The sequence below is a fragment of the Microcoleus sp. T3_D1 genome, assembly GCF_036700405.1.
GTDB lineage: Bacteria > Cyanobacteriota > Cyanobacteriia > Cyanobacteriales > Microcoleaceae > Microcoleus.
On sequence record NZ_JAUBOV010000053.1, the window covers coordinates 14,644 to 26,825 of the forward strand.

At 44.9% G+C, this 12,182-nt stretch carries 12 protein-coding genes; 9 read left to right on the forward strand and 3 right to left on the reverse strand.

Annotated elements, in window-relative coordinates; all coding sequences use genetic code 11:
- Positions 1–97: 97 nt before the first annotated feature.
- The 3 genes from QT992_RS22075 (at position 98) to QT992_RS22085 (ending at position 3,210) form a co-directional block, all read left to right on the forward strand.
- Positions 98–592 carry a DUF427 domain-containing protein gene (locus QT992_RS22075; RefSeq protein ID WP_333337954.1) on the forward strand — a complete coding sequence of 165 codons (495 nt, stop codon included), beginning with the start codon at positions 98–100 and terminating at the stop codon, positions 590–592.
- Between the two features lie 546 nt (positions 593–1,138).
- Entirely contained in the window at positions 1,139–2,257 is a 1,119-nt protein-coding gene (locus QT992_RS22080; RefSeq protein ID WP_333337951.1) for a diguanylate cyclase domain-containing protein, read from the forward strand.
- A gap of 29 nt (positions 2,258–2,286) precedes the next feature.
- Positions 2,287–3,210 (forward strand): hypothetical protein, encoded by a 924-nt coding sequence (locus QT992_RS22085; RefSeq protein WP_333316287.1) that lies wholly within the window; start codon positions 2,287–2,289, stop codon positions 3,208–3,210.
- 63 nt (positions 3,211–3,273) lie between these two features.
- On the opposite strand, the gene QT992_RS22090 is transcribed toward QT992_RS22085, so the two are convergent.
- The 3 genes from QT992_RS22090 to QT992_RS22100 form a co-directional block, all read right to left on the reverse strand.
- Entirely contained in the window at positions 3,274–4,290 is a 1,017-nt protein-coding gene (locus tag QT992_RS22090; protein ID WP_333337947.1) for a methyltransferase domain-containing protein, read from the reverse strand.
- Between the two features lie 384 nt (positions 4,291–4,674).
- A complete protein-coding gene (locus QT992_RS22095; RefSeq protein WP_333316360.1) occupies positions 4,675–5,034 on the reverse strand; it encodes an RNA-guided endonuclease TnpB family protein in 360 nt (119 codons plus the stop codon).
- Complete coding sequence (locus tag QT992_RS22100; RefSeq protein ID WP_333316284.1) at positions 5,027–5,857, reverse strand: transposase; 831 nt, start codon at positions 5,855–5,857, stop codon at positions 5,027–5,029. Before QT992_RS22100 ends, QT992_RS22095 begins: the two co-directional genes overlap by 8 nt.
- Before the next feature lie 430 nt (positions 5,858–6,287).
- On the opposite strand from QT992_RS22100, the gene trxB reads away from it, so the two are divergent.
- From trxB to QT992_RS22130, 6 genes are all read left to right on the forward strand, one after another.
- Positions 6,288–7,658 carry a thioredoxin-disulfide reductase gene (gene trxB, locus QT992_RS22105; protein WP_333337944.1) on the forward strand — a complete coding sequence of 457 codons (1,371 nt, stop codon included), beginning with the start codon at positions 6,288–6,290 and terminating at the stop codon, positions 7,656–7,658.
- A gap of 288 nt (positions 7,659–7,946) precedes the next feature.
- On the forward strand, positions 7,947–8,831 hold the full coding sequence (locus QT992_RS22110) for an ABC transporter permease (protein WP_333316280.1): 885 nt from the start codon (positions 7,947–7,949) through the stop codon (positions 8,829–8,831).
- Positions 8,832–9,000: 169 nt separating this feature from the next.
- Positions 9,001–10,209, forward strand: coding sequence for an AAA family ATPase (locus tag QT992_RS22115; protein WP_333337941.1), 1,209 nt, complete (start codon positions 9,001–9,003; stop codon positions 10,207–10,209).
- Between the two features lie 51 nt (positions 10,210–10,260).
- Positions 10,261–10,866: a DUF4276 family protein gene (locus tag QT992_RS22120; RefSeq protein WP_333337938.1), complete on the forward strand. Its 606-nt coding sequence runs from the start codon at positions 10,261–10,263 to the stop codon at positions 10,864–10,866.
- Between the two features lie 342 nt (positions 10,867–11,208).
- Positions 11,209–11,409, forward strand: coding sequence for a hypothetical protein (locus QT992_RS22125; RefSeq protein WP_333316274.1), 201 nt, complete (start codon positions 11,209–11,211; stop codon positions 11,407–11,409).
- A 255-nt stretch (positions 11,410–11,664) separates the two neighbouring features.
- Entirely contained in the window at positions 11,665–11,829 is a 165-nt protein-coding gene (locus QT992_RS22130; RefSeq protein ID WP_333054806.1) for a hypothetical protein, read from the forward strand.
- Positions 11,830–12,182: the final 353 nt, after the last annotated feature.

Consider the following 12,182-nt stretch of genomic DNA (forward strand, 5'->3'; position numbering starts at 1 on the left):
AAAAAAGCTGGTTGGTCTGAAGCAGCGACTCGATTAAGGGTACATTAAATTGTAATGCTAAGTCGCTAAGTGTTTTTTTGGAGGGGAGATGGTGCACATGAACTTCGATCGAATCGAGCCCGGCCCTGGTCAAGAGTCTGTTTGGGATTACCCGCGTCCCCCTCGGCTTGAGGAATCGACCAAACACGTACAGATAATTTTTAATGGAGTGACGATCGCCGACACGCGCCGTCCTCAGCGGGTATTGGAGACGAGTCACCCTCCTGCCTACTATATCTGCCCCGATGACATCAAAATGGAATATTTGCACAAAACTTTACGAGGCTCTTGGTGCGAGTGGAAGGGACAAGCCGGTTATTACACTGTGACGGTAGAGTCGAAAGAAGTAGTAAATGCTGCTTGGTTTTATCCCAATCCCACACAGGTCTTTGAGGCTATTAAAGATTATGTGGCTTTTTATCCGAGCCAGATGGATGCCTGTTATGTAGACGGGGAATTAGTGCAATCTCAACCAGGGGATTTTTACGGCGGCTGGATTACCAAAGATATTGTCGGCCCGTTTAAGGGAGGGGCAGGAACTTGGGGGTGGTGAGGGAGTTTTGAGTTTTGAGCTTTAAGTTGAGGACAGGGGCAGACACCGCGTTTTTTTACGCAAAACCTCGTTACAGCCTCGACCCAGGTTTAACAACCAGGTTTCTTGAGTTTGTGTGCACCGTCAATCGATTTTAGATTTTAGATTTTAGATTTTAGATTGAAGCATTGACCCCAGGGATAAATTCTGGGGGCTTGTTTATCGGATACAGGTTTTTTATTTTTCCACGGATGAGTACGGGGGCTTGTATCCTGGATGCTTTCGGTCAATGAGTTGAGGAATGGCGTCGAAATCGGTTTTTTTACGCCGTAAAAAGCCCCTCATCAAAAATCGAGGAAAAAAATAGAGAATAATTCAATAAATCTGTAATTTAGTGAGCATGAATCAATGCAATGCAGCTACGGCAAAAACTCAGGCAGCAGCAGTTTCCATTATTTAAAAATAGTGTAGTAAATAATACAACCAATGGTAAGAAATAAATAATTATATAATTTAAGAGCTGACACTAGCTTTGTTGCTGGTTTATTGTTTATTCGGATCTGCGCTGTGTCTGTTGAATTTATTGAGCCGTCTAACTCGCCAGAACACTCACCCCAAAATTTATCTTTAGAGTCTACCCTTAAGGATCTGGCTCTATTCAATTTTCAGGTTGACTCCTCATATCTCGCCAAAGAAGTAGCTCGGTTGTTTCAATCTCACCCGCTGCTTCCGGGAGTTATCTTGACCGTAAATGGGGAATTTTTAGGGATGATATCGCGTCGGCGATTTATGGAACGCATGAGCCGCCCTTACGGAGTAGATATATTTGCTTGCAGACCGATTATAGCCTTGTATCAAATAGCTCAAACCGATATTTTGATTTTACCAGGAGTAGCCTTAATTGTCATGGCAGCTCAGAGATCCGTGCAGCGACCGCCGGAACTGCTTTACGAGCCGATTGTGGTGCAGTTAGAGCCTCAAGTTTACCGACTTTTAGACGTGCATCAACTCTGGGTAGCTTTATCCCAAATTCACCAGCAAGCTACTTGGTCTATGAGCGAACTTTATTACAATTTATCGCTCACGCAATCCGAGTTAGAAGCAGCTAATTCTCAATTAAAAGCAGCTAATTCCGAATTGTATCGCCTTGCCAACTTAGATGGATTAACTCAGGTTGCCAACCGCCACTGTTTTAACGAATACTTAGAGAAAAAATGGCAAGAAATGGGAGAAGCAGCAGCAGAACTCTCTTTAATTTTATGCGATGTTGACTTTTTTAAGACATACAACGATACTTACGGACATCAGGCGGGAGATGCTTGTTTGCAGCAGGTAGCCAAAACTATTGTTGAGGCTGTACATTACTCAGCAGGCGAAGTTTCGGAGGAGACTCTGGTAGCTCGTTACGGAGGTGAAGAATTTGCGGTAATTTTACCCCGCACTTCGTCTGAAATAGCTGTTTGGATTGCAGAGCAAATTCGAGTGGGCGTCAAAGAACTAGAAATCGAACACCTTAATTCAGCGGTGTGTTCTTTCGTGACGCTGAGTTTGGGGGTAGCGAGCACGTTTCCTCAGCCCGAAACTTCCCAGGAAAACCTGATTGCAGCGGCAGACCGTTCGCTTTATCAAGCTAAACACCGAGGGCGCGATCGAGTAATTTTAGATGCTATAAAATTAGATAAGTAGAAGAGGTTTAGTTGAGGAACTTTTGGCTTATGGAATTGCAGGAATGGCAAAATTTGAGCGAAGAACAAAAAAATCGCTACTCACAGGAATTAGCAGCACATCTGCCACAGTCAGTAATTTTTAAAGGTTTGCGATTTTACCCTGATGGCGGCCCCGAACTCTCTATTGCCATTTTTGAGTATGGAGGAGCTTTATTTTCTCTGATGCCAGGAGGCGAAGTTCAAGTCGGATACGAAGCCAGCAACTTTCGCCCGACAGACGAGCAAATTGAATCATTTCAAAATAGTTCTGAGGAGTATGAGATCGATCGAGACATCTACTCTTACGTACAAAGCGTCACTACACCTCCTCGAAAGGTGACAATTTCCCCGATGCTTGTAGAAATTCAACCAACAAAGATTGGTTTTGAGCCGATCGGTTCCGATGAACTTAAAATTCAGAATTTATTAAAAGAGTTTCCACAAAGTTCGAGCGTTAATCGTGGCAATAGATACGGATTCGAGGGCGGTAAGGATGGTGCGGTTGCGGCTTGGCAAATTATTAGCAAGACGCAGGAAGAAATCACGACTGAATTGGCAGCCCAAGGGCTGCGTTTGCTAACTTTCGATGAATGGGAGTATGCCTGCGCTGCAGGAAACACAACTCTATTTCGCTGGGGAGACTTCTGCCCAAGCGATTTCTACCCAACTGACAATCGAGCCGACTGGACACTCCATTTGCAGCCCAACCTTTTCGGACTTCACATTGCCCAAAATCCTTACGATTGTGAGATAATTAGCGAAAAATATCGATTCAGAGGTGGAGATGGTGGATGCTTCATTTGTGGTGGAGTTGGCTTTTTTCTCGGTTGGTTAACTTTAGCAACTGCTTACTGGGAACCCGAATTACTTGAGTATTGCGATGAAGACATTAGCGGCAATATCATGCGTCGCGTAATTCCATTACCATACTGAAAAAACCAACTCGCTCTTCGCAGTCGATCGCGCTTCACCTAAAATTTTCCCAGCCACTTCTTTCTACAAAGTCTCGCACCAAGCACGTTCTGCCGTCCAGTGTCTGTCTGAAGATTCATAAATCCTCAACCCATCCAACCCGGCATTTTGGATCGTCTCCTCAACTTCATCCAGCGTAAATGCCGCTTGCAGCGAATCGCTGAACAACTGCTTCTGATGCGCGTTGCAATCTCCCGCATACAGATTGACTAAATTATCCCTGATTTCCGCTTTTTCCGGCCGCAGCAAATCCCGCAAAAAAATTCCTCCCTGCGGCTTCAACACCCGCTTGACTTCCTGGAAAAACGGCAGCGGATCGGGCAAATGGTGGATAATGCTGTTGGAAATCACCATGTCAAAATAATTGTCAGGATACGGCATGGCTTTAGCATCGATCAGTTCCAGCTTAATTTGCGATCGCACGCCCGCCTTTTCCACATTTTCTGCCCCGACTTTCAGCATATTTGCCGACAAATCAATGCAAGTCAATTTCCATGCTGGCCGCATTTGAGAAATTGCGATCGGAATTCTCGCCGTACCCGTCCCCGCATCCAAAACGTTTCCACAAACCGGCCCCAACGCCGCAGCACTCTGAGCAAAAGCAGCATTAACCTCAGCAAAATCCATCGAATCGTATTCGATCGCCTCTTCCAAGGAATCCATCACTTCCGGTTCCAAAACTCGCTGCATAAAATTTATCTCGTTCTCTGGCATTTCCATATAGGGGTTCAGTTTCGCCTGCAAAAGCTCGACTAACTCCGGTTCCATATATTCGTAATTGTCCGGGATTTGCAGGCAAATAACTTTCTTGCCTTCGAGACTTTCGGGAAATTTGCTGCGAAGTCGATCGCCATGCTTCTTCTCCATCACAAATATCAAATCCGCCCAACCCAGCAAACCCTCAGTGACTCTAATTCTTGCACCTTTTTCCGTTCCCGCCGATCGCACACTGTAGCCACTAACTTTCTCGCATATTTTCTCGGCAGTCAAACTCCTCCATTTATTCTGGCTGCACACAAACAATATCTTGATTTTATCCATCTAGACACAATTACAAAATTCTATGTTTATCGTGGCACGGGCGTCCCGCCTGTGCTTCCAAAGCGGTTAAAAATTTCCTTCTAATTTCCCCCCGCTTGCACCTTGCATACCACAAATACTGTATTTTGTCAAACTTGGCAAAATCTCCGTTACAATTCTTAAACCATAAAATGCGGATTTTGCATAAAAAATTGTACTTCTTACATTTGCGAATTCGTTAATTTTACGAGTTTAAAAGCTTTCAGCCTCAAAAACTTAAATTAGTCATAATGCCCCTGGATTGTGAAAATCGTACCACAAGCCTCAAACCAAGTAAATAGGTAAAATAATTGAGATTGACATCCACCCCGGCGTAAACGCACGGGGATTCCTAAGACTCACGACTTAGGTTTCTGCTTCCGTCCCTGACGGGGATTTCGCACCAGCCTTAACAGATTTACTCTGTTCGGGTCTTACAGTCGCTCCACAGACTGCCACGGCAAGCCCTGCCGCCAAAATGTTCTTTGCTGCGTTGATGTCTCGGTCATGGTGCGTCCCGCAATTAGGACACTCCCATTCCCGGATATTCAACGACAACTTTTCAACGATGTGTCCGCAATTGCCACACCGTTTTGAACTCGGAAACCATCGGTCAATCTTAATTAAAGTACGACCGTACCAATCGCACTTGTAGTCAAGTTGTCTGACCAATTCGCCCCAACTTGCGTCACTTATGGCAAGCGCAAGTTGGGGATTTTTAATCATATTCTTCACAGCTAAGTCTTCTACGGCGATGGCGCAAGTTTTCACGCACCAACCGTGTTGTTAACTTGTGAAGATTATCTTTCCTTGCATCAGTGATTTCTTGATGCACTTTGGCTACTTTAAGCCGTGCGTTGTGACGGTTGTTTGACCCTTTTTGCTTGCGACTTAAAGATTTTTGCGCTCTTCTAAGTTTGCGATATTTTGCCTTGAATCCTTTGGGATTGGCAATCTTTTCACCAGTGCTAAGAGCGAGCAAGCTTGTAACTCCCAGGTCGATACCGACTTGATTATTTGTTTTGGGTAATGCTTCAATTTCAACATCCACCAGCAGAGAAACTGACCACCTACCTGATGGTGCAAGCTTTACTGTAATAGTTGATGGTCGGCAACCATCAGGTAGTGTCCGGCTCCAGCGAATTGGTAACGCTTGTGTGCTTTTTGCTAGGTAGACTTGTCCATCTCTGAATTTGAATGCTGACTTGGTAAATTCTGCACTACCACCATTGCGTTTCTTTTTGAAGTTAGGATATTGTGCCCGCCCATCAAAAAAGTTGGTATAAGCCGTTTGTAAATGTCTCAAGCATTGCTGTAATGGCACACAGCTAACTTTGTTCAGAAAATCTAGTTCTTCAGTTTTCTTCCATTCGGTTAACATTGAAGAAGTCTCAGCATAGCCTACCCGTTTCTGTTCTGCGTACCAAGCTTCCGTTCTTGTGGCTAAAGCACGGTTGTAGACCAAACGAACACAACCCAAAGTACGTCGCAACAAACTTTCTTGTTCCGGCGTTGGGTAGAATCGATAGCTGAAGGCTTTTAGTGTCATGCTGACCTTAACTACGCTATTTCACAGACTAGCACGTCTTGTGTGAAATGGTATACCTTAACAAAAATTCATGTAAAGCCGTCCTAAAAGGCGATGCACGCTCGCCTTGCACTGAGCGTAGCCGAAGGGTAGCCGAAGTGACGGGGTTTGGGCCCTCCGCTTCGCTCCGCCCATTTTTTTGATGAAGTCAATAATTTCGGTCGTCTTTAGATTTGCTTAAGATTTCAGCCCTTAAAATAGATCGAACATTTAAAACTAAATCGACTTTTAGATTGTTTTTGCTTATTAAAGTAGCTGGAATTGCCCCGAAGACCGATCGACCCTCAACAATAGATACAGATGCTCGATCGCCCAATGGCATCAAACCAAACTCGATCGAACTCTGCTAGAATTAGTAAAACGAAGTCGTTATGAGTTTAATTAAATAGCTATGACCAACGAAACCGTAGAAAACCTAGTAATTATCGGCTCAGGCCCAGCAGGCTACACAGCAGCAATCTACGCCGGGAGGGCAAACCTGAAACCCGTAGTCTTTGAAGGCTACCAAATGGGAGGCGTCCCCGGCGGTCAACTGATGACCACCACAGAAGTCGAAAACTTTCCCGGCTTCCCCGAAGGCATCACCGGGCCGCAACTGATGGATCGGATGAAAGCTCAAGCAGCGCGCTGGGGTGCCGAATTATACACAGAAGATGTAATTTCGGTGGATTTGACCAAGCGGCCGTTTACAGTGCGATCGGAAGACAGAGAAATCAAAACCCACACGATAGTAATCGCTACAGGCGCGACGGCGAAAAGGCTGGGGCTGCCTAGCGAACACGTATTTTGGAGTCACGGCATTTCTGCCTGTGCGATTTGCGACGGCGCTACCCCACTTTTTAAAGGAGTAGATTTAGCTGTAATCGGCGCGGGCGACACCGCAGCGGAAGAATCTATTTATTTGACAAAATACGGCTCTCACGTACATATGTTGGTGCGGCGCGATCAAATGCGCGCCAGCAAAGCCATGCAAGACCGAGTGCTGAGCAATCCCAAAATTACCGTGCACTGGAACACCGAAGCACTGGATATTTTGGGCGAAGCGGGCGGCAAAATGGACGGGGTGAGACTTAGAAATATCGTGACAGGCGCTGAGAGCGATTTGCTGGTGAAAGGATTGTTTTATGCGATCGGTCACACTCCCAACACCCAACTGTTCCAAGGTCAGCTAGAACTCGACGAAATAGGTTATATCGTTACCAAACACGGTTCGGTAGAAACCAGCGTCGAGGGAGTTTACGCCGTCGGCGACGTGCAAGACCACGAGTTTCGCCAAGCAATCACTGCAGCAGGCAGCGGTTGTATGGGGGCGATGCTGGCAGAACGTTGGCTGTCAGTCAACGGTTTAACGCAGGAATTCCATCAAACCGAGGCATCCGAGCAACCCACAGCAGCGCCGGAATCTCCAAAAGTACGCAAAACCAGCGAGAACTTTGATATCCAAGACACGCGCCACGAAGGAGGTTATGCTTTGCGGAAGTTGTTCCACGATAGCGATCGACTGATTGTAGTCAAATATGCCTCTCCGAGTTGTGGGCCTTGCCACAGCCTCAAGCCGATTTTGAGCAAAGTAGTAGATGAGTTCGAGGGCAAAATCCACTACGTGGAAATTGACATCGAAGAAGATCCAGAAATTGCTGAAAATGCTGGCGTGATTGGTACGCCGACGATTCAGTATTTCAAAGACAAAGATTTGGTAGCTGAGCTCAAAGGAGTTAAGCCGAAAAGCCAGTACCGCGAGTTAATTGCCAGTAATTTGTAGGAATTCGATCGATTTTAGATTTGAGATTCCCCACAAGAGATTCAACCTAAACTCAACTTGCGTCCAGCCTGCCAAAAACCCGGTTTCTCCCCTGTACAGTCCTCGACTCACTGTGGAGTCAAGAAACCGGGTTTTTTAGCCGTATCCCGCGAGGCGCGACGCATCCCCCGAAAAAACCCGGTTTCTGGCAAGTGTTTGGCGAATAAGGGAGAGGATTTTTGATTGTTCCGGGTTTTTTCGCCTGAGTGCTACTAAAATCGAAAAGTCTTATATAGGTCGATCGTCATTATGGCTCAAAGCCGCCTCCGACTGCCGCGATTTCTCAACAGTGCCTCACCGTCAAGCCTGTCAATGAAAATGATGTGGGCAGGTTTGACAATAACTGCCGTGTTTATATTGGTAGCAACCTTGTCTCCAGCTATGCAAGCTTGGGGATGGCTGCAAAATCCTACCGAGGCTTTGAGTAACCCCATCCACGAACCGCCGTCGGCGAATTATTGGTTTGGTACTAGCCGCAGCGGCTACGATGTGTTTTCCCGCACGCTTTTTGCTTCTCGGGCGGCTTGGCACGTGGTAATTTTAGCCACTGCTTTGAGTTTGTTTATCGGTGTGCCGCTGGGTTTGGTTAGCGGTTATTTGGGCGGTAAGCTCGATCGAGTGCTGTTATTTTTAATGGATACAATTTATACTTTGCCGGGGCTGCTGCTTTCTTTGACGCTAGCGTTTGTAGTGGGAAAAGGAGTTTTGAATGCTGCGATCGCCCTGAGCATTTCCTACATCCCTCAATACTACCGCGTCGTCAGGAATCATACCGTCAGCGTCAAAACCGAATTGTTTGTCGAAGCTGCGCGAGCAATGGGTGCCGACACTTGGACAGTGCTTTCGCGCTACCTGTTTCTGAATGTGATTCAGAGCGTACCGGTGCTGTTTGCGCTCAACGCTGCCGATGCAATTTTAACATTAGGAGGTTTGGGATTTCTCGGATTAGGACTTCCCGAAGCAACTCCCGAATGGGGACACGACTTGCGTTTAGCTTTAGATGCGCTACCTACTGGCATTTGGTGGACAGCTTTGTTTCCCGGTTTAGCAATGACTTTAATGGTAGTGGGACTGTCTTTGGTAGGGGAAGGATTAAACGAGTTTGTTAACCCTCGCCTGCGGAATCAGCAGTAATGTGTCTCGCGGTTAAATTAAGTTCGCAGTCAGGACTTTAGTTTTTTCTTCTTCTCTTTTCTTCCTACCCTTCGGGAACGGCTTCGCCGAACGCGCACTTCGCGTCTTCGCGGTTCGTTAAAGGAGAAATTACGATTGAAAAAACCGAGATTATAATTGAGGAGGTGAAATGATGAAAAATATTCCCCGTATAGAATATCTCAAAGTCCAAAATTACCGTGCTTTGCACAATCTCGAACTCAAAAATCTCACCCCCTTAACTGTCTTCTTAGGCCCCAACGGTAGCGGAAAGTCAACTATTTTCGATGTTTTCGCTTTCCTATCCGAATGTTTCACCGAAAGTCTAAGAAAAGCCTGGGATAGACGGGGCAGATTTCGAGAATTACGCACCAGAGACAGCGAAGGCTGCATTATCATTGAATTAAAATATCGAGAGACATCCGCATCGCCTTTAATTACCTATCATCTCGCTATAAATGAAGAAAATAATCGTCCCTTCATTGCTGAAGAATGGTTGCATTGGCGACGCGGACAATCTGGAAAAGGAAAACCCTTTCGTTTTTTAGACTTCAAAAAAGGGGAAGGACAAGTCATTAGTGGCGAAAGTCCTGATGAAAAAGGTGAAAGGATAACCGAAAAATTAGAATCATCGGAATTTTTAGCAGTAAATACATTAGGACAATTTGCCAAACATCCCCGTGTTAGTGCATTAAGACGTTTTATTACAGGCTGGTATTTATCATATTTAACCGCAGATCATACCCGCAGCCTTACCGAAGCAGGTGCACAGGAAAGATTGTCCGCCACGGGGGATAATTTACCAAATGTTATCCAATACCTCAAGGAACAACATCCCCAACGGTTAGAAGAAATATTAAAAACCCTTTCCGTTCGTATTCCACGCCTCGAAAAAGTCGAAGCATCAATCATGCAGGATGGCAGACTTTTGTTGGAAATTAAAGATGCTCCTTTTTCTCATCCAATTCTGGCAAAATTTGCCTCCGATGGTACGTTAAAGCTCTTAGCTTATTTGATAGTATTATTTGACCCAAATCCCCCGCAGTTAGTGGGGATAGAAGAACCAGAAAATCATTTACATCCGAGATTATTACCTCAGCTTGCAGAAGAATGTCGTTCTGCTTCTGCGAATACTCAATTAATGGTGACAACGCATTCTCCCTTTTTTGTGGATAGTTTGAAACCAGAGGAATTATGGGTATTATATCGAGATGAGAAAGGTTTTACTCAAGCAAAAAGAACCGCAGATATGCAGGGAGTAAAACAATTTATGGAACACGGTGCCTTACTGGGTTCGCTGTGGATGGAAGATTTCTTTGAGGTGGGAAATCCGCTTAAAAATGCGGGTGCACCGCAATGATTTTACACTTAAAATAAAGAGAAGGTGAGGATTTTGCATCTTGAGTTTTTAGTGGAAGAAGCATCACTAGAATCAGCTTTAACCCAGATTTTACCCAAAATATTGCCATCGACTGTTACCTATAAAATTCATGCTTTTCGAGGGAAAACCGATTTACTGGCTAAATTGCCTAACCGTTTGAAAGGTTATCAAGCATGGCTTCCCCCTGATTGGAAAATTGTTATTTTAATAGATGAAGATCGAGAAGATTGTATTAAATTAAAACAACAACTAGAAATAATAGCAATATCATCGGGATTAATCACTAAATCTTCCTGTCAAAAAGATAAATCATTCCAAGTTTTAAATCGAATTGTAGTTGAAGAATTAGAAGCGTGGTTTTTCGGCGAGGTTGAAGCAATTCGCCAAGCTTACCCTAAAGTCTCTCCCAATTTAGCTACTCAACAACCGTATCGCGACCCCGATGCTATTAAAGGGGGTACATGGGAGGCTTTGGAAAGAGTCCTGAAAAAAGCTGGATATCATCCGGGAGGACTAGAAAAATATAAAGCCTCTAGCGAAATTTCTCAATATATGAATCCTGAATTGAATCGTTCTAAAAGCTTCAAAGTCTTTTATAAAGCTTTATTAGAAATCATCAATAGTAAGCAAGTATAATCAACTTTATAGACAATTTTCGATCTCGTCATTGCTGAGCTAGGAGCCAGGAATGATTTAGAGAGCAAACCTAGATCGGCGCTTTCTGATGACACGCTGTAAATAATAACAAAATTTTGAGCATCGCACCAGCGTCCTACCCCTCCACATCTTTAAGCGCATCCTGCAGCTTATGCCTTCTCCAACAATAGCAAGCACATCGCTAACTGGGTAAATTTTTCTTCCCTGGCGGAGTTATTATCTGCAGGTAGTTGCATCAACGTCCGCTGGGGATTTTTTTGCGTCTGCTTGAAATTATCAAGACAATTCGGGAAGGCTATCTAAATTTAATTAAAGGGGTTTATGGAATCTTCACACTGTCACGATATATTTAAAGGAATCGTGAAGTTATACTTGCGGGAGATGTCGAATTGTATTGTTTGTGAGAGCGTGCGATCGCGCAAGTGCGAACCCAAAGCCAAAAATTTTAGAGAAGTTCGCAGCCGAGAGTTGTGCGGCGGGTTAACTCTCAGTAGAATTTATCCTGGTGGTTTTTGCCACTGACGCGACAAACTCGTGTCGAACTGCTTAAATAAGAATGTGACGTTAAGAACTTAATGTGATTTAACGTCAAAATTAAAGCCAATTTCTGAGATTTGAGCTAACTTAACAATGAAAGCCCCTGTTGCACTACTCAACCCGCAACGCTTCATTTGGGGTCAGAGTCGGTCTCTAATCTAGAGTGGCCGGCTTAAAACTAAAGCTACGAGCTTTATTCAATCGCAGATTGCGTATGATTCAATTCAGGGAAACAGGGTAATGATGGGTGTATCTACACGGATGGTATTGGTCCCAATTTGGGCAACTCAAAAATTGTCTGCTAACTGTCTGGCCAACTACGCCGCAGCCGTTCACCCAGATATACGCAGAAAACAGCGCCGTTCGATCGTGCCAAAGTTTTTGCGGGCCGTTCTCAGGATTTAGCAGAGCCGGACATGAGTTAGTATTGTCAAGCTAAGCTGACAGAGTTTTCCTAGTTCTTGACAAACAATGGAAAACAACTTCCATTTTTTGTGAGAAAGGCTACAATCGGAAAGGTCTTGGCAAGATCGGATTCTCCCCGTTTGGTGCTTCAACCCTCTGCTGTTGCATTGGAGGCAGCAGACCGGCATCCAAGGTGGCGAAAATTTGCCGTGCAACTGTCATGTCTGACAACCAGAGTGAAAGCAAGGCATCAAAAGTTCGACACCTCCAATACAAAAGTTAGAGGGTTCCGTGCGGGAAAACTTGTACGGGTAAAAGCTCGAAGTACCGAGTAAAAAAGCCAGTATTTTTGG